The 22278-nt window shown below is 66.0% G+C and carries 17 protein-coding genes and 2 pseudogenes; 12 read left to right on the top strand and 7 right to left on the bottom strand.

From position 1 onward, the window contains the following. Positions 1-26 precede the first annotated feature (26 nt). On the top strand, positions 27-2309 hold the full coding sequence (gene parC / locus SFA35_RS23610) for a DNA topoisomerase IV subunit A (protein WP_320573253.1): 2283 nt from the start codon (positions 27-29) through the stop codon (positions 2307-2309). Positions 2310-2372: 63 nt separating this feature from the next. Beyond that, complete coding sequence (locus SFA35_RS23605; protein WP_320573252.1) at positions 2373-3068, top strand: PqiC family protein; 696 nt, start codon at positions 2373-2375, stop codon at positions 3066-3068. 144 nt (positions 3069-3212) lie between these two features. Here SFA35_RS23605 and SFA35_RS23600 read toward each other — a convergent pair whose 3' ends face one another. After that, the gene (locus SFA35_RS23600; protein ID WP_320573250.1) at positions 3213-4748 is read right to left on the bottom strand and encodes an AhpA/YtjB family protein; all 1536 of its coding nucleotides are present in this window, start codon (positions 4746-4748) and stop codon (positions 3213-3215) included. Between SFA35_RS23600 and SFA35_RS26845 the strand changes: the two are divergent. After that, positions 4735-5067, top strand: a pseudogene (locus SFA35_RS26845) (ACT domain-containing protein); the annotation flags it as partial. The gene SFA35_RS23600 and the pseudogene SFA35_RS26845 sit on opposite strands and share 14 nt — an antisense overlap. Before the next feature lie 57 nt (positions 5068-5124). Further along, positions 5125-6102 (top strand): annotated as a pseudogene (gene serB / locus SFA35_RS23595) (phosphoserine phosphatase SerB); the annotation flags it as partial. A gap of 45 nt (positions 6103-6147) precedes the next feature. Here the strand turns inward: serB and SFA35_RS23590 are convergent. The 4 genes from SFA35_RS23590 to SFA35_RS23575 form a co-directional block, all read right to left on the bottom strand. Next, a complete protein-coding gene (locus SFA35_RS23590; protein WP_320573245.1) occupies positions 6148-7938 on the bottom strand; it encodes a molecular chaperone in 1791 nt (596 codons plus the stop codon). A 158-nt stretch (positions 7939-8096) separates the two neighbouring features. Then, positions 8097-8960: an archaetidylserine decarboxylase gene (asd, locus tag SFA35_RS23585; protein ID WP_320573243.1), complete on the bottom strand. Its 864-nt coding sequence runs from the start codon at positions 8958-8960 to the stop codon at positions 8097-8099. 9 nt (positions 8961-8969) lie between these two features. Next, on the bottom strand, positions 8970-9791 hold the full coding sequence (locus SFA35_RS23580; RefSeq protein WP_320573240.1) for a rhodanese-like domain-containing protein: 822 nt from the start codon (positions 9789-9791) through the stop codon (positions 8970-8972). 100 nt (positions 9792-9891) lie between these two features. Next, positions 9892-11412: an HDOD domain-containing protein gene (locus SFA35_RS23575; RefSeq protein WP_320573238.1), complete on the bottom strand. Its 1521-nt coding sequence runs from the start codon at positions 11410-11412 to the stop codon at positions 9892-9894. Positions 11413-11560: 148 nt separating this feature from the next. On the opposite strand from SFA35_RS23575, the gene motA reads away from it, so the two are divergent. Both motA and motB read left to right on the top strand, forming a co-directional pair. Next, complete coding sequence (motA, locus tag SFA35_RS23570) at positions 11561-12412, top strand: flagellar motor stator protein MotA (RefSeq protein WP_320573236.1); 852 nt, start codon at positions 11561-11563, stop codon at positions 12410-12412. Between the two features lie 3 nt (positions 12413-12415). Further along, on the top strand, positions 12416-13513 hold the full coding sequence (motB, locus tag SFA35_RS23565; protein ID WP_320573234.1) for a flagellar motor protein MotB: 1098 nt from the start codon (positions 12416-12418) through the stop codon (positions 13511-13513). 49 nt (positions 13514-13562) lie between these two features. Here motB and rsgA read toward each other — a convergent pair whose 3' ends face one another. Continuing rightward, positions 13563-14594, bottom strand: coding sequence for a small ribosomal subunit biogenesis GTPase RsgA (rsgA, locus tag SFA35_RS23560; RefSeq protein ID WP_320573232.1), 1032 nt, complete (start codon positions 14592-14594; stop codon positions 13563-13565). Between the two features lie 100 nt (positions 14595-14694). On the opposite strand from rsgA, the gene orn reads away from it, so the two are divergent. Beyond that, positions 14695-15237 carry an oligoribonuclease gene (gene orn / locus SFA35_RS23555; RefSeq protein WP_320573230.1) on the top strand — a complete coding sequence of 181 codons (543 nt, stop codon included), beginning with the start codon at positions 14695-14697 and terminating at the stop codon, positions 15235-15237. A 44-nt stretch (positions 15238-15281) separates the two neighbouring features. Continuing rightward, positions 15282-15848 (top strand): trimeric intracellular cation channel family protein, encoded by a 567-nt coding sequence (locus SFA35_RS23550; protein ID WP_320579199.1) that lies wholly within the window; start codon positions 15282-15284, stop codon positions 15846-15848. On the opposite strand, the gene queG is transcribed toward SFA35_RS23550, so the two are convergent. Continuing rightward, a complete protein-coding gene (gene queG / locus SFA35_RS23545) occupies positions 15833-16930 on the bottom strand; it encodes a tRNA epoxyqueuosine(34) reductase QueG (RefSeq protein WP_320573228.1) in 1098 nt (365 codons plus the stop codon). The genes SFA35_RS23550 and queG overlap by 16 nt on opposite strands. A 65-nt stretch (positions 16931-16995) precedes the next feature. On the opposite strand from queG, the gene SFA35_RS23540 reads away from it, so the two are divergent. Genes SFA35_RS23540 through mutL form a run of 4 tightly spaced genes read left to right on the top strand, consistent with a single transcriptional unit; the run spans position 16996 to position 22276 of the window. Continuing rightward, positions 16996-18495 carry an NAD(P)H-hydrate dehydratase gene (locus SFA35_RS23540; RefSeq protein WP_320579198.1) on the top strand — a complete coding sequence of 500 codons (1500 nt, stop codon included), beginning with the start codon at positions 16996-16998 and terminating at the stop codon, positions 18493-18495. 8 nt (positions 18496-18503) lie between these two features. Then, a complete protein-coding gene (gene tsaE / locus SFA35_RS23535) occupies positions 18504-18959 on the top strand; it encodes a tRNA (adenosine(37)-N6)-threonylcarbamoyltransferase complex ATPase subunit type 1 TsaE (RefSeq protein WP_414058563.1) in 456 nt (151 codons plus the stop codon). 12 nt (positions 18960-18971) lie between these two features. Next, on the top strand, positions 18972-20384 hold the full coding sequence (locus SFA35_RS23530) for an N-acetylmuramoyl-L-alanine amidase (RefSeq protein WP_320573223.1): 1413 nt from the start codon (positions 18972-18974) through the stop codon (positions 20382-20384). After that, entirely contained in the window at positions 20381-22276 is a 1896-nt protein-coding gene (gene mutL, locus SFA35_RS23525; RefSeq protein WP_320573221.1) for a DNA mismatch repair endonuclease MutL, read from the top strand. The genes SFA35_RS23530 and mutL overlap by 4 nt, the downstream gene beginning before the upstream one ends. The last annotated feature ends 2 nt before the right edge of the window (positions 22277-22278 follow it).

Raw genomic sequence — 22278 nt, 5'->3', positions numbered from 1 at the left:
CTGAACCATGAATTGACGAGGTACCCATGAGCGACTCCCTTGATCTGAGCCTGGACGGCGTGGAGCGTCGGTCACTGGCCGACTTCACCGAGCAGGCTTACCTCAACTATTCCATGTACGTGATCATGGACCGCGCCCTGCCGCACATCGGCGACGGCCTCAAGCCGGTGCAGCGGCGCATCGTCTACGCCATGAGCGAGCTGGGCCTGGACGCCGACTCCAAGCACAAGAAGTCGGCCCGTACGGTGGGTGACGTGCTGGGTAAATTCCACCCCCACGGCGACTCGGCCTGCTACGAAGCCATGGTGCTGATGGCGCAGCCGTTCAGCTACCGCTACACCCTGGTCGACGGCCAGGGCAACTGGGGGGCGCCGGACGATCCCAAGTCGTTCGCCGCCATGCGCTACACCGAGGCGCGGCTGTCGCGTTACTCAGAGGTGCTACTGACCGAGCTGGGCCAGGGCACCGCCGACTGGGTGCCGAACTTCGACGGCACGCTGGACGAGCCCGCCGTGCTGCCGGCGCGCCTGCCCAACATCCTGCTCAACGGTACCACCGGCATCGCCGTGGGCATGGCCACCGACGTGCCGCCGCACAACCTGCGTGAAGTGGCCGCTGCCTGCGTGCGCCTGCTCGACGAGCCCAAGGCCACGGTCGAGCAGCTCTGCGAACACATCCAGGGGCCGGACTACCCGACCGAGGCGGAAGTCATCACGCCGCGGGCCGAGCTGCTGAAAATGTACGAGACCGGCAAGGGCTCGGTGCGCATGCGCGCCGTGTACCGCGTCGAGGACGGCGACATCGTCGTCACCGCGCTGCCGCATCAGGTCTCCGGGGCCAAGGTGCTGGAGCAGATCGCCGCGCAGATGCAGGCCAAGAAGCTGCCGATGGTCGCCGACCTGCGCGACGAGTCGGACCACGAGCACCCGTGCCGCATCGTCATCATCCCGCGCTCCAACCGGGTCGATCACGACGAGCTGATGCAGCATCTGTTCGCTACCACGGAGCTTGAGTCCAGCTACCGGGTCAATATCAACATCATCGGCCTGGACGGTCGCCCGCAGCTGAAAAACCTGCGTGCCTTGCTGCTCGAATGGCTGGAGTTCCGCATCCACACGGTCAAGCGCCGGCTGCAGTTCCGCCTGGACAAGGTCGAGCGCCGCCTGCACCTGTTGGACGGCTTGCTGATCGCCTTTCTCAACCTCGATGAAGTGATCCATATCATCCGCACCGAGGATCATCCCAAGGCGCGCCTGATCGAGCGTTTCGCCCTCAGTGAAATTCAGGCCGACTATATTCTCGACACTCGCCTGCGGCAGTTGGCGCGGCTCGAGGAAATGAAAATCCGCGGCGAGCAGGAAGAGTTGGCCAAGGAACTGGCCAAGTTGCAGGCGCTGCTGGGCAGCGAGAGCAAACTGCGCAAGCTGGTGCGCAGCGAACTGATCAAGGACGCCGAGACCTACGGCGACGACCGCCGTTCGCCGATCGTGCAGCGCAGCGAGGCGCGCGCCCTGTCGGAAAACGAATTGATGCCGACCGAGCCGGTCACCGTGGTCATGTCGGAAAAAGGTTGGGTACGCTGCGCCAAAGGGCACGATATCGATGCGACCGGGCTGTCGTACAAGGCTGGCGATGGCTTCAAGACCTCGGCGATTGGCCGCTCCAACCAGTTTGCCGTGTTCATCGACTCTACCGGGCGCAGCTATTCGGTGGCTGCCCACACCCTGCCGTCTGCCCGTGGCCAGGGCGAGCCGCTGACTGGCCGCCTGACCCCACCGCCGGGCGCCAGCTTCGAATGCGTGCTGCTGCCCGATGACCAGGCGTTGTACGTGATCGCGTCGGATGCCGGCTATGGCTTCGTGGTCAAGGGTGAAGACCTGCAGGCCAAGAACAAGGCTGGCAAGGCCCTGCTCAGCCTGCCCAACGGCGCGAAGGTGCTGGCACCGCGGCCGGTGGCCAATCTGGACAGCAGTTGGCTGGCGGCGGTGACCACCGAAGGACGCCTGTTGATTTTCAAGGTCGCCGACCTGCCGCAGCTGAGCAAGGGCAAGGGCAACAAGATTATCGGCGTTCCCGGTGAACGAGTGCTCAGCCGTGAGGAGTACGTCACGGATCTGGCGGTGATTGGCGAGGGCGCCACCCTTGTATTGCAAGCGGGCAAGCGTACATTGTCGCTGAAGGCCGATGACCTCGAGCATTACAAGGGCGAACGAGGCCGGCGTGGCAACAAGCTGCCGCGCGGTTTTCAGCGGGTGGATGCGTTGCTCGTCGATGCCCTGGCGGTAGAAAAACCTGGCCAGGGTGTGTAATGTCTCGTCGGATTTGTTGAGTATCACTGCGGCAAGCCATGGAGCGGCCGCCTGGATGGAATCATGACTTTTTTGCGCCTTCCCGCTTTATTGTTGACCGGCGCCCTGGCTCTGGCCGGGTGCGCCGGGCACGCGCCGGTTGCGCTGTATCAGCTCGACAGCGGCAACCCGGGGCAGCCCAGGGCGTCCAGCGGCATGTCGGTGCTGCTCGGGCCGGTGGCCATCGCTGATTATCTGCAGCACGACACCTTGCTGCAGCGCCAGCCGGACGGCAGCCTGCGCGCTGCCAGCGACGGTCGCTGGGCCGGCAGCCTGTCGGCCGATATCGATCAGCTGCTGCTGCGCCAGCTGGCCTGGCGCCTGGACAGCTCGCGGGTTTCCCTGGCGCCGACGCCGTCGGCCAGTACGCCGGATGTGCAGGTCCAGTTGTCGATCACCCGCCTGGACTCCGGCGACAACCTGCCTGCGGTGCTGGATGCGCAATGGCGCGTGCTCGACCGTCGAGGTCAGGTGCGCGACAACCGCATCGTCCATCTGGAGCAGAAGCACCTGGGGGGCACGGCGGCGCAGGTCAAGGCGCAAGGCCTGTTGTTGCAGCGCCTGGCCGAGCAGTTGAGCGTGGCGCTCAAGCCATTGGCCAACCAGCCCGCACTGGCGGACGAGAAGAAGGCGCCAAAGGTGCCGAAGGAAGCCATGGAAAGGCCGAAGATGCCGATCGCGGCGCCAGTGCGCACCGAGATGGAGATCTTCCGGTTCTAGGTAGAAGGCCACTCTTGATGTTCGCCTTCGCATCGCCTACCGGCTGCCCGCGCAGCCCGATCGCGGGCTTCGCGCGCTCCTGCGCTTCGTTACGATACAAGTCGAAACAGATTGTAGGAGCCGGCGAAGCTGGCGATAGACCCATCAAGCCCGCGTTTCATGCATCCGCGCCAGCTGGCGTTCCAGCAGCGACGGGTAGGGCTCCAGCAGGCGTTCGACGCAGCAGGCGCCTTCGGGGCTGGCGATCGGGCGGATGCGCGCGCGCTGGCGGATCAGGCTATCGTCGCCGATGCGCCGCTCCACCAGTAGCAGGTTGCGGCTGTGCTGCGACAGCGCCAGGGCATCCTGGGCGCTCTCGGTCAGCAGCAGGTCGAGCTGGCTGAGGCCGAACACTTCCTCGCTCAACACCAAACCCAGCTGCAGTTGCAGGGTGATGCCGCTGTCGGCGACTTCGATCTGCAGGGCATGCCCCAGGGCGCGCAGCAGCTCGCCGCAGCAGATGGCGTTGGTCAGGTAGTCGTCGCCGCTGTCTTCGCTGTGAAACAGCATCAGCGTGCTGCCGTCATTGAGGGTGTGCAGTTCGCTCTGGTACAGCGACGCGGCCTGGTCAAGGCAGTCGCGGTAGCGCTGCAGCAGCTCCGTCAGGCGCTGGCGCGGCAGGCGCCGCAGTTGCTCCTGAGCACCCAGTTGCACGGCCAGCACAGCGCTGTGGCTGCTGCGTCTGGGCGCTGGGGCAACGGCCACTGGCGCGGCCTCCTTGACCAGCACCGGGCTGTGATCGCGCAGGTCGGCGAAGGGATCGTCGCCGTTGTCGTCATCGAGGTCTTCTTCGGCCTGGATGCGCCGTGGCACCGGCCTGGCAGGCAGCGGCGGCAGTTTGTCGAAGCCGGGCTCGCGGGCCTGGCGCACCTGCACGGCGGGCTCGGGCTCGTCGAATGCCACTTCTTCTTCGGCTTGCGGCTCGGGTTCTGGCTCTGGTTCAGGCTCAGGCGGCGCGAGGTTGGCGTGCAGCTGGCGAGCCAGGTCGCCGATCTCGTCCTGGCGTTGCACGCCGGGGGTGTAGAAGTCCGGAGCGCGCAGCCAGACGCGCAGCTGCATCAGTGGCGTGGTCAGGTGGCGACCCATGCGCAGGCTCAGGGCCAGCGCCAGGGCCAACAGGATGCCGCCCAGAATCGCCATGCTTTGCAGGCTGAGCATCAGCGGTTGCTGGAACTGGTTCATGTCCAGGCTGATGCGCAGGTTGCCGGCCGTAACGTCCTGGAAGCTGATTCTGGTTTCGTAGAGCCCCTCGGCCGGGCCCAGCAACCCGTTTTTCGGGCGCTGCCCAGCCTCGGCGATGATCCGGTTGTCGGCACTGTAGATGGCCGCATGCGCTACCAGCGGGTTCTTCACCAGGTTGTTGAGCAGCACGTTGAGGCTGAGGATGTCGTTGGCCACCAGCAGCTCGGTGGCGGACATCGCCGTCTGCGTGGTCAGGCTCTGGCCCAGCGCATCGGCCTGCTCGTGCATGGCCTGGCGGAACTGCAGGCTCATCACCGCGGCGTAGATCACCAGCGCCAGGGCGACCAGGAAGATGTTGTGAAAGGCGACGCGTAATGCGATCGGCACGCGGCGATGGCGCAGTGCACGAAAGATCAGCAGGAAAAAGTTGTCATTTTTGACTGGCGTGGGCCGGTTCACTGAGCTCGGCTCTTCTGTCCGTGGAGTTGGGGCGCAGTATAACGATGGCCGCGCGATTCTGTCTCGGGTAAGCCTTGGCTTTTTGTACGTGCCGATACATCGCGCAAAGCAGGTAGAATGCGCTCTTTTTCCAACCTGGGGGTGCGCCTTGCGCGAAATCGTCCTGATCAACGTCACCGGCGCGCAGCGCTCCGGCCTGACCGCACTGCTGACTGGCGTCATGGCCAATGTCGACGCCACCTTGCTGGATATTCAGCAGCGCTTGCTGCATGGCGCCCAGACCCTGGCCGTGGTCGCCGAGGTGGAGGCCGCCAACCGCGCGGCGTTCATGGAAGAAGTGCAGTCAGCCGTGCGCCACCTGGAATTGCTGGCGCAATTCACCCTGCTGTCGGCGGCCGACTACCAGGCCTGGGCCGACAGCCAGCGCGCGCCTCGGCCGATTGTCAGCCTGCTCAGCCGCCAGGTCACCGCCGCCCAGGTGCGCCGGGTGACCTCGATCACTGACAGCCATGGCCTGCAGATCGAGAGTATCGACCGTCTGTCGGCACCGGTGCCGGCCGCTGGCCCCGGCGCTGCGCCGCTGGGCAAGGCCTGTTTGGAAATCGCCCTGCGCGGGCAGGTCAGTGAGCCGCGAGCCCTGCGCGCCGAGTTTCTCCAGGCCGCCCAGGAGCTGGACATCGACATCGCCTGGCAGGAAGACTCGCTGTACCGCACCCATCGGCGCCTGGCCGTGTTCGACATGGATTCCACCCTGATCCAGGCCGAAGTCATCGACGAACTCGCCAAGGCCCACGGCATCGGCGAGCTGGTTTCGGCGATCACCGAGCGGGCGATGCGCGGCGAGTTGGATTTTCGCGCCAGTTTCAAGGAGCGCCTGGCCTTGCTCAAGGGCCTGGATGTCAGCGTGCTGGATGCCATCGGCGCGTCGCTGCAACTGACCGAGGGTGCCGAAGTGTTGTTCGCCGAGCTCAAGCGCCTTGGCTACAAGACCGCCATCCTTTCCGGTGGCTTTACCTACTTCGCTCGCCAGGTGCAGGCCAGGCTGGGCATCGACTATGTATTCGCCAACGAACTGGAAGTGGTCGACGGCCAATGCACCGGCGTTGCCGTGGAGCCGATCGTCGACGCCCAGCGCAAGGCTGACCTGCTGCGCGAGTTGGCTGAAAAGGAAGGCCTGACGCTGGAGCAGACCATCGCCGTGGGCGACGGTGCCAACGACCTGCCGATGCTGGCGCTGGCCGGGCTGGGCGTGGCGTTTCGCGCCAAGCCGCTGGTCAAGGCCTCGGCCAATCAGGCGATTTCGACTCTGGGGCTCGATGGCGTGTTGTATCTGCTGGGGCAACGCAGCTTCTGATTCGTGGTGCGGGAGGGGGTAACGCCCCCACGCGCAGGTACAGTCCTACAAATCCTTCCACAACGAGTCGAAGTTTTCTTCGCCGTTGTCGCTGGCCGCGCCTGGCGTCTGTTCGGCGGGCACGGCCACTTCCAGGTGGCGGTATTCGAACTGGTTGAAGCTGCCAGTACTGGCCAGGCGCTTGCTCAGGCCGGCCGGGCGCTCCTCGCCATTGGTGTTGATGATCACCTTGTTGCCTTCCTGGAACGGCAAGCGCGGTGCCAGCAGGGTGGCCGGGATGTCGATGGCACGGATTTCCGGCAGCAGCAGACCGCGCATGAACTGGCTGTTGTCTTCGGCACTGCGCACCAGCTGCAGCCCGCACGGCTGGGCATGCGGGGCGACCAGCTCGATGCCCATCTGCGTGCCGCCTTCCTTGACCTGGCGAATCCAGCGCACCACCGCCACGCTCCAGCCGTGGGACGGCGCGTCCTGGATGCCGACCATTTCCCCTGCCTGCAACTGCGCCGGGACTTCCTTGGGCCAGGCCAGGCAGTAACCGCCGGGGCTGTGGTTGACGATGCGCAGGGCGAACTTGGGGAAGTTGCCTTCGGCGCTCGATTGCCCACCCGAGCCGTCACCGGCCGGCAGGTGATACTGGATTTCTTCGTAGGGCATGCCGACTTCGATGCTGGCGTCAGGCTCGACATCGAAGGCCTGGGTCCAGGGCCCGGCATCGCGGCTTTGCTCGCCGAACTGCGGGGTCGGCGCGAGCGTGGGGCGGCGCAGGATTTCGCCGAACGTTCGCTCGCCACCCAGGTAGTAGTGCAGGGCGCTCATGCCGATGCACACCGTCAGGTCGCCATGCCCAGGAGTGCGCTGGAACGTGCGCTCGGCGACGTCGCCCCAGGCCGCACTGAGGTGCTGCAGCAGGTCGAGGCTGAAGCCACTGGGCACCAGGCGCGATTGCGCGCGCTGCTCGCGGCTCATCTCGAGAAACTGCTTGAGCGCCTGCACCAGCGGTTTGGGGTCCAGCCCCAGCAGGCCGGCGATCTGTTCTTCGGGAAAGAGGGTCTTGTAGCGGGGCGGCCCGTCCAACCCCGGGGCCACGGCAAACAGGGTGGAGGCATCGCTGGCCGGCTGCACTCGCGCCAGCGCGCTCCAGGTTTCGATGACTTCGGTCAGGCGGGCGATGGCGTTCTGGCGCATCTGGTTGCTGCGCGAAGTCCCCAGCAGCAGGGCAGTGACGTAGGTCTGCTGGACGCTCATGGTGCGCGGCGTCGACAGGGTGTCGGGGATCACCTGGTTCTGCAGGTTGCTGTCCTGGGCGATCAGGTACAGCTGGTGCAATTCCAGCCACACCCCTTCGGGCACCGGGCAATACAGCAGGCATGCGCGGATCAATGGCCCATTGAGGCAATGCAGCGCGCGCTGCACGCCGATGGTCAGCAGGTGTGAACGCTCCTTGCTCGCCGGCTTGGGCGCCTGGCGGGCAACGATCTGCTTGTAGCCGATGGCCAGATGGTTCTGCAGCGCCTGGCACAGGTTGGCGACCTTGCGCGCCCGTTCATCCAGCACGATCGACTGATTGAGGAAGTGCCGCTCCAGGTTCTTGCAGACGTAGTAGACCTCGGGGCGCAGCAGTTCGAGCAGCTGCAGGCGGTTGTCGCTCGGCGTGACCAGCTGGTTGAGTTCACCCATGCCCTGATACAGCAGCCGCGCGGTCTCGCCCAGGTTGGCCTTGGGTAGCGTCGAGATCCAGCGCTTCATGTCGCGCGGGTTCGCTTCGCAGAACGTGAGGCTCAGCTGCGTAGGCGTGGGTGCGCGCAACAACAGATGGGGGCTAGGGCGAGACATCAATCATTTTCCTGGTTCTTCAACCGAAGCCCGCGACATGCACTGACGCGGCTTCAAATTCCATTGTGGCGAGCTTGATCGGACTCTATCAGCATTGGAGAGCACTCGCAGCCTCGGCGTTCCCGAAGCGACCGGCAAGTTTTCCGGCGCCGCTGGGCTTAAGCCCGGGCCGGATGGGCGATGGCCTGGCCCATTTGCACGGCGCTGCCAGCGGCCCATTCCCGTGCCCACTCGACCTGGCCAGGGCCAAACAGCACGATCACCGTGGAACCGAGCTTGAAACGGCCCATTTCTGCGCCTTTTTCCAGATGCACCGGCGCGCGCGCCGCTTCGTCATAATGGTAGCTGCGCAGTTCGCGCTTGGGCGGGGTGACCAGGCCGGCCCAGACGGTTTCCACCGAGGCGACGATCATTGCGCCCACCAGCACCATGGCCATTGGCCCGCGCTCGGTGTCGAAGATGCACACCACCCGCTCGTTGCGGGCGAACAGTTCAGGGACGTTTTCAGCGGTGTTCTGGTTGACCGAGAAGATCCGCCCGGGCACGTAGATCATTTCCCGCAGGGTGCCGGCCAGCGGCATGTGCACGCGATGGTAATCCTTGGGCGAGAGGTAGACCGTGGCGAACTCGCCGCCCATGAACGGCGCGGCATTGGCCGGGTCGCCACCGAGCAGTTCCAGGACGCTGAAGCTGTGGCCCTTGGCCTGAAAGATGCGGCCGTGCTCGATTGGGCCCAGCTGGCTGAAGGCACCGTCGGCGGGGCTGAGGATGGCCTCCGGGGTCGGGTCCAGCGGGCGCGCTCCAGGCTTCAGGGCGCGGGTGAAGAAGGCGTTGAAGTTGTCGTAGGCGCTCAGGTCTTCGACCAGCGCCTGGGACATGTCGACCTGGTAGCGCTTGGCGAACCAGGCGGTAAAGGCATTCTTGAACCAGCGCGAGCGGCACTCGGCGACGCAACCCGCGAGTCGGGAAAGCAGGTGGTGCGGCAGCAGGTACTGGCTGATGATGAACAGACGCGATTTCATGAAATTTCCTTAGACTTCTACTACTACAGGGGTGTCGGGGTGGTTGCCCCATTCGCCCCAGGACCCGGCATAGCCTTTGACGCGAGGATAGCCCAAAGCCTTGGCCACCAGGTAGGTGAAGCCCGAGCGATGGTGTGTCTGGCAATGTGTAACGATTTCCTTGTCGCGGGTGATGCCGAGCTTTTCAAGGATCTGCGGCATGTCGCGACGGATGCGCATGGCCCGCTTGGGGTCCATGCCGGCGGTCCATTCGAAATTGACCGCGCCGGGCACGTGGCCACCCTTGGCGGCGAGTACCTTGGCCCCGGAATACTCCAGCGGGTGGCGCGCATCCCATATCGCAAGGTCGGCGGCGCCCAGGCGGCTTTGCAGGTATTCACGGGTGGCGGTGGGCTCGTCGTGCAGGGTCAGCGGCACCGGACCGCCGGCAGCAGGCGGTACCTCGGTCGACAAGGGCAGGTTCTCCGCCAGCCAGGCGGTCAGGCCACCGTCGAGGTAGTGGTAGCGGTGATGGCCGATGACATCGAGCAGCCAGATGAAACGCCCGGCCCAACCGCCGCCTTCGTCGTCGTACACCACGTAGGTGGCACCGGCATGATGGCCAAGCTCGCCGAACAGGCTCTGCAGCTCCGGCAGCGACGGCAGCAGGCCCGGCGCTGGTGGCTGGCCGAGCTGGGTGCGCTTGGGGTCGACGAAGCGTGCGCCGGGAATGTGACCCTGGCTGTAACGGGCGGCGCTGGTCAGATCGACCAGAATCAGCCCTGGTGTCTGGAGCCTGCCCTGCAGGTCGGCGGGCTCGATCACCAGCGGCAGGCCGGAAAAATCAGGCATGGCACTTCTCCACGGCGGAACGGAATGGGAACAAAAGGGGAATAGTAGCAGCGACGCGCGCGCAAACGTAGCGAAGCGACGCCGGGGCCGCCTCGCCGGCTCATCCGCCGCGGTGGGTAAAGGCTGCCAGCGCTCGCTCGATGCATTGCCCGGTCTTGGCGAACGCCTGCACCGAGACCTCCGAGAATGGTCCGCCGCCCTGGTCGGCGACCACCAGCATGACCACCCGGCCGTTGTTGCTCAGCGAACGCAACAGCAGGTTGTCGCCGCGAAACAGCCCGCGCAGGCTGGCCGGCAGCAGCGCCGAAAACTGGGCATTGTTGCTGGCATTGAGGCGGATCTGTGCCGGTGCGCTCATCAGCCGCTGCAGCACGGTGCTGTTGGCGATGGTGAAGGTCAGGTTGGCGGCGCTGGCCGGCAGGCCGCCGAGCTGTTGTACGCGCAGCTGGGTCTGGGTCTTGTCGGCCATCAGCAGCAGCACCCGCTGCATGCCGCAGGCTACCAGGGCGTCGCGGGCTTCGGTGGTCAGGTGCATGGCATTGTTGAAACGGCTGGGCTCGTGCAGCAACTCGGCGCAACGCTTGCGCCAGGTCACCAGGGCTTCGGGGGTGGGCGGCGGGGCGGGCAGCATGGCGCGGTGCAGGCGGCGCTCCTCCCATGGCCAGACCAGCGCCAGGGCCGGGTGCCACAGCCCCGGCTGAGCGTGCTGGCGGGCGCTGTGGGCCGCCTGCTGGTGGACCAGCTGCTGTAAAGTTTCCAGCGGTGCCTGCAGATACAGGCTGGTCAGGTATTGCCAGCGCACCATGTGCGGGGTGGCCCAGCCTTGCTGGCTGGCCATGGCCAGGCCGTTGGCCAGCAGCACGGTGTTGGCTGGCTGGCCGAGCCAGCGGCGCAGGGTCGGCTCGTCGTCCAGAGCCAGCTGCTGGCGCAGGCGGTCTTCGTTGTCGCGGGCGATGTGCAGCACCTGGACCAGCCAGCGGCGGTCCTCCAGCAGCGTACGGTAGGCGTGCAGGACCCAGGCCGGCAGGCGCCAGCGCTCGGCCAGCTCGCGGCACAGGGCCAGCAGCGGCACGCCGAACAGTTCACGCTCGACCCTGGCGGCAGGCTCGCCCTTGCTGACCACGCGCAGCTCCCACTCCTCGATCAGCTCGGGGTGGGTATAGGCCAGCGACCAGGCCGGAGACATGAACAGCAGGCTGCCCCAGTGGATCTCCTGCCACAGGCGCGCCATGCGCCCGGCGAACAGGCCATTGGCCTGCTGCGCGGCGTGCTGGCTGATCAGCTGCAGCTGGCGCAGGGCTGGCGGGATGTCCTTGGGGTCGACGCAGGGCAGCTTGGCCAGCAGGTCTTCAGTGCGCTTGAGGCCCAGGCGGTTGAGCGCCACCTCCAGGCTCTCGGCGGGCTCCACCAGGCTGTTGCTGCTCTGCAGGTTGGCTTCGCGCATCACGCTCAGGACCAGCGCCGGGCTGTCCTGCATGAAGTCGGCGATGTCGCGCAGCGAGCGACGGCTGTCGGCCAACGCGCCGCGCACCTTGTCATGGCTGGCGCGGGGTACGGGCAGGCGGACACTATCGAGTAGCTTGATCCATGCTTCGAGGCTTTGCGGTCTGGGGCTCGACACGATACGTCACCGGTGCTGGCGAAGGGGGCTAACTGGCTTTTCACTGAACACGACTATAGTCTGGCGCACTTCTGCCGATAAGTAGAAGCAGAGAATGAACAACTTGCGAACCACCCCCTTTTCACGACCGTAAAAGTGCTTCTAACTTATGGCTAAAATTATTGGCATTATCGTCGTATTCGCCTGTGTACTCGGCGGCTACGTACTCTCCCACGGCAAGATCGGCGCGTTGATCCAGCCCTTCGAGGTGATGATCATCGGCGGCGCGGCGCTGGGTGCATTCCTGCAGTCCAACCCGGGCTACATGACCATGCTGGTGCTGAAGAAGTCGCTGAAGATGTTCAGCTCGCGCTTCACCCATGCCTTTTACATCGACGTGCTGAGCCTGGTCTACGAGATCCTCAACAAGAGCCGCCGTGAAGGCATGATGGCGATTGAAAGCGATATCGAAGACGCCGCCGCCAGCCCGATCTTCGCCAAGTACCCGAACATTCTCAAAGACGAGAAGATGATCGCGTTCATCTGCGATTACCTGCGCATCATGTCCTCCGGCAACATGGCCCCCCATGAGCTCGAAGGCCTGTTCGACATGGAACTGCTGAGCATGAAGGAAGAGCTCGAGCATCCATCCCATGCCGTGACCGGCGTCTCCGACGGCCTGCCGGGCTTTGGTATCGTCGCGGCGGTACTGGGTATCGTGGTGACCATGGCCTCGCTCGGCGACGGCGACAAGGCCGCCATCGGTGGTCACGTAGGTGCGGCGCTGGTCGGTACCTTCCTCGGTATTCTCGCGGCCTATGGCTTCTTCGGCCCGCTGGCGCAGTGCCTGGCCCATGACGCCAAGGAAGAAATGAACGTGTATGAGGCGATCAAGGCCTCGCTGGTGGCCTCGGCCTCCGGCATGCCGCCATCGCTCGCTGTGGAATTCGGCCGCAAGGTTCTCTATCCAGCCCACCGGCCAAGCTTCGCCGAGCTGGAACAAGCGGTTCGCGGTCGCTAAGCCATGGAGAACAATCAGCCCATCATCATCAAGCGCGTCAAGCGCTTCGGCGGAGGCCACCACGGCGGCGCCTGGAAAATCGCCTTTGCCGACTTTGCCACGGCGATGATGGCGTTCTTCCTGGTGCTGTGGCTGCTGTCCAATGCCACTCCGGAACAGAAAATCGCCATTGCCGGCTACTTCAAGGACCCCATCGGTTTCACCGAAAGCGGGACGCCTTATGTCATCGATCTGGGTGGTTCGCCGCAACTGGCGCCGGACCAGACCCTGAACCCGGAGATCAAGGAACAGCCGAGCAAGCCGGAGAGTGTGCCGTCCCAGGACAACAACGACAGCAAGGCCGACGTCAACCAGCAACAGGCAGAGAACATCGCCGAAAAACTGGAAAAAGACCGGCTTGAACTGTTGCTGCAAGAGCTGCAGAACAAGGTCAACGAGAACCCCGAGCTGCAGAAGTTCAAGGACCAGATCCTCTTCGAGATTACTCAGGACGGCCTGCGCATCCAGATCATGGACGCCGAGAACCGGCCGATGTTCGACCTGGGCAGCGCGCGCCTGAAGCCGTATTTCGAAGACATCCTGCTGGCCATGGCCGACACCATCAAGGACGTGCCGAACAAGATCAGCGTCAGCGGCCACACCGATGCCACGCCCTTTGCCAGCAGCAACGGCATGGGCAACTGGGAACTGTCGGCCAACCGCGCCAACGCTGCCCGGCGTGCGCTGGTGGCCGGTGGCTATCCGGATACCCAGGTGGCGCGGGTGGTGGGCTATGCCTCGTCGTCGCTGTTCGACCGCAAGAACCCGCTGAACCCGGTCAACCGGCGCATCGACATCATCGTCATGACCAAGAAGGCCCAGCGCGACCTCGAAGGCGAACAAAGCCCGGACAGCAAGGCCCCGGCCGCACCCACCGACGGCAGCCCGGCGCCCGCGCCGGACGCTGCGCCAAGCCCGACCGCCCCGGCCGGCCAGCCGGGTGCGTCCACAGGCGGCGGCAATGTGCAGGTGCCGGCCCATGAAGTGCGCGAGAAGTTGAACCTGTTCGACGACAACGGCAAGCCTTCGCTGGGTGCGCCTGGCAAAGGCAATGCGTTGTAGGGTTCCAGATTCATGACGGCGGGTAACGGCCGCCCGCGCGGCCGGTGCCTCAATAGGTCTCTTGCGGCAAGCTGGCGATGATCGAGCGATAGCTGTTCATCCGCTGCTGCTGCACACGGCCATCTTCCAGTGCCATCAACAAGGCACAACCCGGCTCGCGGTCGTGCTTGCAGTCGCGAAAGCGGCAGGTGCCGAGCAGGTCGTTGAACTCGATGAAACCGGCCTCGACATCGGCGCGGCTGACGTGGCCCAGGCCGAATTCACGGATGCCGGGGGAGTCGATCAGTTCGCCGCCGCCGGGGAAGTGAAACAGGCGCGCGGTGGTGGTGGTGTGCGTGCCTTGGCCCGACAGCTCGGACAACGGCCCGACGCGGGTCTGCACCTCCGGCAGCAGGCTGTTGACCAGCGATGACTTGCCGACCCCGGACTGCCCGACGAACACACTGATGTGGCCGTCCAGGCGTGCCTGCAGCTGTTGCATGCCGTCGCCGTGATGCGCCGACACCTCCAGCAGCGGATACCCCAGTTGGCGATACACCGCCAGCAGCGCATTGAGCGCGGGGGCGTTCTGCTCGTCGATCAGGTCGGCCTTGTTCAGCAACAGCAAGGGGTGGATGCCGGCATGCTCGGCCGCCACCAGGTAGCGGTCGATCAGGTTGGCGTGGGGTTCGGGCATCGGCGCGAAGACGATCACGATGAGGTCGACGTTGGCGGCCACCGGCTTGAGCTGCCCGCGGCTGTCGGGGCGGCACAGCTCGGTGTTGCGCGGCAGCTGCGCGACGATCACGCCGATGCCCTGGTTGCCGGCGCGCCAGACCACGGTGTCGCCGGTCACCAGCGCCGGCAGGTTGGCCCGCAGGTGGCAGCGGAACACCTGGCCGGCCAGTTCGCCTTCGGTGGCCTCGACTTCCACCTGCACGCCGAAGTGAGCGATCACCAGGCCGGTCTGCTCCGGGCCCAGGTCGCCGCCTTCCAGGGTTTCGAGGGTCTGCGATTCGCGTTTGGCGGCGCGGGCGGCGCGCTCGCCCTGAATTTTTTCGATGCGCCAATTCTGGCGACGATTGAGCTGGCGTTTGGCCATGAGTGTTCCGAATGGTGAGGCAGGGGGCAAGAATGCAATGCCGGCGAGTTTAGCACGCTCGCCTGGGCTAAACTGCGCGCCTATGCCGAGGAGCCCAACCATGCAAAACCCACAGAACCTGATCTGGATCGACCTGGAAATGACCGGCCTGGACCCCGATCACGACGTCATCATCGAAATGGCCACCATCGTCACCGACAGCCAGCTCAACACCCTGGCCGAAGGCCCGGTGATCGCCATCCACCAGAGCGACGAGATCCTCGCCGGCATGGATGAGTGGAACACTCGCCAGCATGGCGGCTCGGGCCTGACCCAGCGCGTGCGCGAGAGCACCATCAGCATGGCCGAGGCCGAAGCCCAGACCATCGCCTTCCTCGAACAGTGGGTGCCCAAGGGCAAGTCGCCGATCTGCGGCAACAGCATCTGCCAGGATCGGCGCTTCCTGTACCGCCACATGCGCGGCCTGGAAGAGTACTTCCACTACCGCAACCTCGACGTCTCCACCCTCAAGGAGCTGGCCGCGCGCTGGGCCCCCGAGGTCAAGGACAGCTTCAAGAAGGGCAGCACCCACTTGGCCCTGGACGACATCCGCGAGTCCATCGCCGAGTTGCAGCATTACCGCAAGCACTTCATCAAGGCTTGAACTTGCTGTTCACCCTCTACCTCATCGCCATCACCGCCGAAGCCATGACCGGCGCCCTGTCTGCCGGGCGCCGAGGCATGGATTGGTTCGGCGTGGTGCTGGTCGCCAGCGTCACCGCGCTCGGCGGCGGCTCGGTGCGCGACGTGCTGCTCGGCCATTACCCGCTGAGCTGGGTTGCCCATCCGCGCTACCTGATCCTCACCAGCGTCGCTGCCCTGGTGACGATCTTCATCGCCCCGCTGATGCGCCGTTTGCGCAGCCTGTTCCTGGTGCTCGACGCGCTGGGGCTGGTGGCGTTCACCCTGATCGGCTGCCAGATCGCCCTGGAGCTGGGCCATGAGCCGCTGATCGCTTCGATCAGCGGCATGATCACCGGGGTATTCGGCGGCATTCTGCGCGACATTCTCTGCAATGACATTCCGCTGATCTTCCGCCGCGAGCTGTATGCCAGTGTGTCATTCGTGGCGGCCTGGTGTTTCCTGGGCTGTCGTTTCCTGGGGCTGCCTGAGGAGCAGGGGCTGCTGATCACCCTGTTCGGCGGCTTTCTGCTCAGGCTGCTGGCGATCCGCTTTCACTGGGAGATGCCGAAATTCGTCTATGACGATGAGTGAGCGAGGCCGCTCTGGCCGTTGCGCCCGGCATGCTGCGCCAGCGCCCACTCGACATGCTCGCGCACCATCGCCGACGGGAAATCGCGGCGGGCGTGCAGGGCTTGCAGCACCGGTATGGTCGAGGGCGCATTGCCCAGGCCCACCGCCAGGTTGCGCAGCCAGCGCTCATAGCCTGCCCGGCGCAGCGGCGAGCCTTCGGTGTTGCCGAGAAACTGCTGTTCGTCCCACAGGAACAGGGTCGCCATCTCGGCGTTGTCGAGGCTGTGGCGCGGGCTGAAATCGCCCTCGCCGGTGGGGCGCGCGAAGCGGTTCCACGGGCAGACGATCTGGCAGTCGTCGCAGCCAAACACGCGGTTGCCGATCAGCGGGCGCAGCTCTTCGGGGATCGAGGTCTTCAGCTCGATGGTCAGGTACGAGATGCAGCGCCGCGCGTCCAGCACATAAGGCCCGACGAAGGCATTGGTCGGGCAGATGTCCAGGCAGGCGGTGCAGCGCCCGCAGTGTTCGCTGGCGTGGGGTGGGTCGACTGGCAGGTCGAGGTCGACGAACAGCTCGGCAAGAAAGAAATAGCTGCCGGCCTTGCGGTTGAGCACCAGGGTGTTCTTGCCAATCCAGCCCAGCCCGGCCTGCTCGGCGATGGCCTTCTCCAGCACCGGCGCGCTGTCGACGAAAGCGCGAAAGCCGAACGGGCCGATCGCCTGCTGGACCCGCTCGGCCAGTTGCTGCACCCGCTTGCGGATGAGCTTGTGGTAGTCCCGGCCCAGGGCGTAGCGCGATACGTAGGCTTTTTCCGGCTGAGTCAGGCGCTGGGCCATCTCGGTGTCGCCCGGCAGGTAGTCCATGCGCAGCGACACCACCCGCAGCGTGCCCGGCACCAGCTCGGCCGGGCGCGAACGCTTGCTGCCGTGGGCAGCCATGTAATCCATCTCGCCGTGGTAGCCAGCCGCCAGCCAGCGCGCCAGATGCGCCTCATGGGCGGCCAGGTCGAGGCCGGCGATGCCCACCTGCTGGAAGCCCAGGTCGCGGCCCCATTGCTTGATGTCGTCGGCGAGAGTGTGAAGGTTGAGGCCTGGAGCGGTCATGCGATGGGGAAACCGGAGCTGAGGTGCGTATAATTCTGCCAGACATCGTCCCCCAGGGTTGCAACATGCCGACGCCCAACCATGAATTACCCCACGCTCTTTATAATGCCGCGCAGGTGCGCAGCCTCGACCAGCAGCTGATCGCCGGGGGGATCCCGGGCATCGAGCTGATGTCGCGGGCCGCCAATGCCATCTGGCAGGCGCTGGTGCAGCATTGGCCACAGGAGCGTTCGTTGTGCGTCATGGCCGGTCACGGCAACAATGCCGGTGATGGCTATCTGGTCGCGGCGGTGGCCCGTCGGGCTGGCTGGCACGTCGAGGTGCTGGCGGTCAGCGAGCCGGGGCGTCTGCAGGGCGATGCCGCTACGGCCTACGCCGAGGCCCAGGCAGCCGGCGTGATGGTCTCCCCGTGGCAGGCGGATGTGCCCTTGCAGGGCATCGTCCTCGACGCGCTGCTCGGCACCGGCCTGGCCGGTGAGGTGCGTGCGCCCTACACCGCAGCCATCGAGGCGATCAACAACAGCGGCCAGCCGGTACTGGCAGTGGACATCCCATCGGGCCTGAGCAGCGACACCGGGGAGATTCTCGGTTGCGCGGTCAAGGCCGACCTGACGGTGACCCTGATCGGCCTCAAGTTCGGCCTGTTCACCGGCCAGGCCGCCGACGTCGTCGGCACCCTGGTGTTCGACGACCTGCTGGCCGACCCGGCCCTCGTTGGCCTGGTCGACAGCGTTGCCGAGCGCCTGGGCCCGGGCCACATGCCCAGCCTCGCGCCGCGGCCGCCGACCTCACACAAGGGCCAATATGGCCGTGTGCTGGTTATCGGCGGCGATCATGGCACCGGCGGCGCGGCGCTGCTGGCCTCCGAGAGCAGCCTGCGCTGCGGCGCCGGCATGGTCTCGCTGGCAACCCGCGCCGAGCATGCCGCGCCAGCCCTGACCCGGCTGCCGGAGGTCATGGTCGCGGCCATCCATTCGGCCAATCAACTGATGTCGATGCTCGAGGCAGCCGCCGTGCTGGTGGTCGGTCCCGGCATGGGCCAGCAGTCCTGGGGGCGCAGCCTGCTCTCGGCAGCGGCCAACTGCGCCAAGCCGCAGGTCTGGGATGCCGATGCGCTGAATCTTCTGGCCAGTGGCTATGTCGCGTTGCCGGAGGGCTGCGTGATCACCCCGCACCCCGGCGAAGCGGCGCGCCTGCTGGGCATCTCCACGGCAGAGGTGCAGGCCGATCGCGCGAGCGCTGCCCATCGGCTGGCGCAGCAATACCGCGCCGTGGTGGTGCTCAAGGGCTCGGGCAGCCTGATCGCCGCGCCGGACGGGCGCCTGGCCTTGTGCGATCGTGGGCATCCGGCTATGGCCACCGGCGGCCTGGGCGATGTGCTGTCCGGCGTGGTCGGTGCCTTGCTCGCCCAGCATCTGGCGCCGTACGAAGCGGCGTGCCTGGCGGTCTGGCTGCACGCGGCGGCGGGCCAGGAAGCCGGCGCCGGCGGTCGCGGGCTGGCCGCCAGCGATCTGATCCCGATCATCCGTCGACTGTTGGAGGAGTGCAGTCCGTGTCTGAATTGAGTGTGTACATGCCCGACGAGGCGGCCATGGTCGCCTTGGGTGCGCGCCTGGCGCAGGTGACCGAGGGCGTCGGGGTGATCTTTCTCGAAGGCGACCTCGGGGCTGGCAAGACCACCCTGTCGCGCGGCCTGATCCGCGGCCTGGGTCACCAGGGCGCGGTCAAGAGCCCGACCTTCACCCTGGTTGAACCCTACGAGATCGAGGCCAGCGGGGTGCGCGCGTTCCATTTCGACCTGTATCGCCTGGTCGATCCGGAGGAGCTGGAGTACCTCGGCATTCGCGACTATTTCGACGGCCAGGCGCTGTGCCTGGTGGAATGGCCCCAACGCGGTGCAGGGTTTTTGCCAAAGCCCGACCTGACCATTACCATAAGCGCCCAGACAAGCGGACGTTCGCTGATTTTGTCGCCACTGGGCTCGCGTGGCGAGACGTGGTGTGCCGTTCTGGCACGGGAATTCAAATAGATGAGGTTAGGTATGCGCATTCGCGCGCTGGTCGCGGTCGCAGGTTTGTTTCTGATGGTTCTGGCCTTCGACACCCTGGCTGCCTCGCAGGTCAAGAGCGTGCGCCTGTGGCGTGCGCCGGACAACACTCGGCTGGTGTTCGACCTGTCCGGGCCGGTGGAGCACAGCGTCTTCACCTTGACCTCGCCGGACCGGCTGGTCATCGACATCAACAATGCCACCCTGGCAGCGCCGTTGAAGATCGCCACGGCCAACACGCCGATCACCAGCTTCCGCTCGGCCCAACGCACGCCGACCGATCTGCGGGTGGTCATCGACCTGAAAAAGGCCGTGACCCCCAAGAGCTTCTCGCTGGCGCCCAACCAGCAGTATGGCAACCGGCTGGTGGTCGACCTCTACGATTCGCCCGACGCCGCCGAGCCGAGCCCGCCGCAGACTCCGGTGACCACCACGCCAGCGGTGCCGGTGCTGCCCAACCAACCGCCGATCAAGCTTGAGCCGGTGCCCAACGGCAAGCGCGACATCATCGTGGTGATCGACGCCGGGCATGGCGGTGAAGACCCCGGGGCCTCGGGTTCCCGCGGCCAGCACGAGAAAGACATCGTGCTGCAGATCGCCAAGGAAGTGCAGCGCCAGATCAACGGCGAGAAAGGTTTTCGCGCCGAGCTGACCCGCACTGGCGACTACTTCATCCCGTTGCGCGGGCGTACCGAAATCGCCCGCAAGAAGGGCGCCGACCTGTTCGTCTCGATTCACGCCGACGCCGCGCCGTCCTCGGCGGCGTTCGGGGCCTCGGTGTTCGCCTTGTCCGAACGCGGCGCCACGTCCGAGACCGCGCGCTGGCTGGCCGACAGCGAAAACCGCTCCGACCTGATCGGCGGCGCCGGGAACGTCAGCCTCGACGACAAGGACCGCATGCTCGCCGGGGTGCTGCTCGACCTGTCGATGACCGCCTCGCTGACCTCCAGCCTCAACGTCGGGCAGAAGGTGCTCGGCAACATCGGCCAGGTCACCACGTTGCACAAGAATCGCGTGGAGCAGGCGGCGTTCATGGTGCTCAAGTCGCCGGACATTCCGTCGATCCTGGTGGAAACCGGGTTCATCTCCAACGCCACCGAAGCCTCCAAGCTGCAGAGTGCCAGCCACCAGCAGGCGCTGGCCCGCTCGATTCGCGCCGGGGTCAAACAGTTCTTCCAGCAGAATCCGCCACCGGGCACCTACATTGCCTGGCTACGTGACACGGGCAAGATCGCCCAGGGCCCGCGCAATCATGTGGTTCGCTCCGGCGAGACGCTGGCGATGCTTGCGGTGCGCTACCAGGTCAGCCCGGGTGCGCTGCGCAACGCCAACAACCTCAAGAGCGACGAGCTGAAGATCGGCCAGAATTTGAACATCCCCAGCACCGCTCTGGCGTCCCAGCCATGACTGACGCCGCCCGTATCGAACTGCTCAGCCCGCGCCTGGCCAACCAGATCGCCGCCGGCGAGGTGGTCGAGCGCCCGGCTTCGGTGATCAAGGAACTGTTGGAAAACAGCCTCGACTCCGGCGCCCGGCGCATCGACGTCGACGTCGAGCAGGGCGGCGTCAAGCTGCTGCGCGTGCGCGACGACGGCAGCGGCATTTCCGCCGACGACCTGCCGCTGGCCCTGGCGCGGCACGCCACCAGCAAGATCCGTGACCTCGAAGACCTCGAGCGGGTGATGAGCCTGGGCTTTCGCGGCGAGGCGCTGGCGTCGATCAGCTCGGTAGCGCGCCTGACCCTGACCTCGCGCACGCGCCAGGCCAGCGAAGCCTGGCAGGTGGAAACCGAGGGCCGCGACATGGCTCCGCGGGTGCAGCCTGCCGCGCATCCGGTGGGGACTTCGGTGGAAGTGCGCGACCTGTTCTTCAACACGCCGGCGCGGCGCAAGTTTCTCAAGACCGAAAAAACCGAATTCGACCACCTGCAGGAAGTGATCAAGCGCCTGGCGCTGGCGCGCTTCGACGTGGGCTTTCATCTGCGCCACAACGGCAAGAGCATCCTCAGCCTGCACGAGGCCAGCGACGAGACCGCCCGGGCACGGCGCGTGGCTGCAGTCTGTGGTGCGGCCTTCCTGGAGCAGGCGCTGCCGATCGAAGTCGAGCGCAACGGCCTGCACCTGTGGGGCTGGGTCGGCCTGCCGACCTTCTCGCGCAGCCAGGCCGACCTGCAGTACTTCTATGTCAACGGCCGCGCGGTGCGCGACAAACTGGTCGCCCACGCTGTGCGCCAGGCCTACCGCGACGTGCTGTTCAACGGTCGGCATCCGACCTTCGTGCTGTTTCTCGAGGTCGATCCGGCGGTGGTCGACGTCAACGTGCACCCGACCAAGCACGAGGTGCGTTTTCGCGACGGGCGCATGGTCCACGATTTTCTCTACGGCACGCTGCATCGCGCCTTGGCCGACGTGCGCCCCGAAGACCAGCTGGCCGCGCCGGCCGCAGTCAGCGACATGGTTCGCCCCACCGGCCTGGGGGCCGGCGAGTTCGGCCCGCAGGGCGAAATGCGCCTGGCGGCCAACCTGCTCGAGCAGCCGGTCAGCGAACCCCGTGCCTACAGCCCGGGCGCTGGCGCCGGCTACCAATATGTGCCGCGCAGCGCCGCGCCGCTGCCGGTGGCCGAATCCCAGGCGGCCTACCGTGAGTTCTTCGCGCCGCTGCCCACGGCGGTCAATGGCCTGAGCGGCGCCAACCTGCCTCAGGCCCAGGGCGATATTCCGCCGCTGGGCTACGCCCTGGCCCAGCTCAAAGGCATCTATATTCTCGCGGAAAACGCCCAGGGGCTGGTGCTGGTGGACATGCACGCGGCCCACGAGCGCATCATGTACGAGCGCCTGAAGATCGCGATGGCCAGCGAAGGCCTGAGCGGCCAACCGCTGCTGGTGCCCGAGTCACTGGCCCTCAGCCAGCGCGAAGCGGATTGCGCCGAAGAGCACGCCAGCTGGTTCCAGCGCCTGGGTTTCGAGCTGCAGCGGCTGGGCCCGGAAACCCTGGCCATCCGGCAGATTCCGGCCCTGCTCAAGCAGGCCGAGGCCAACCGCCTGGTGCAGGACGTGCTGGCCGACCTGATGGAATACGGCACCAGCGACCGCATTCAGGCCCACCTCAACGAGCTGCTCGGCACCATGGCCTGCCACGGCGCCATCCGCGCCAACCGGCGCCTGGCGGTGCCGGAAATGAACGGTCTGCTGCGCGATATGGAAAACACCGAGCGCAGCGGCCAGTGCAACCATGGCCGGCCGACCTGGACCCAGTTGGGCCTGGACGATCTCGACAAACTCTTCCTGCGCGGGCGTTGATC

This window comes from Pseudomonas sp. HR96 (assembly GCF_034059295.1).
Classification (GTDB): Bacteria; Pseudomonadota; Gammaproteobacteria; order Pseudomonadales; family Pseudomonadaceae; genus Aquipseudomonas.
The sequence above is the reverse complement of the archived record's forward strand: the minus strand, read 5'-3'. Positions and strand labels throughout refer to the sequence as shown.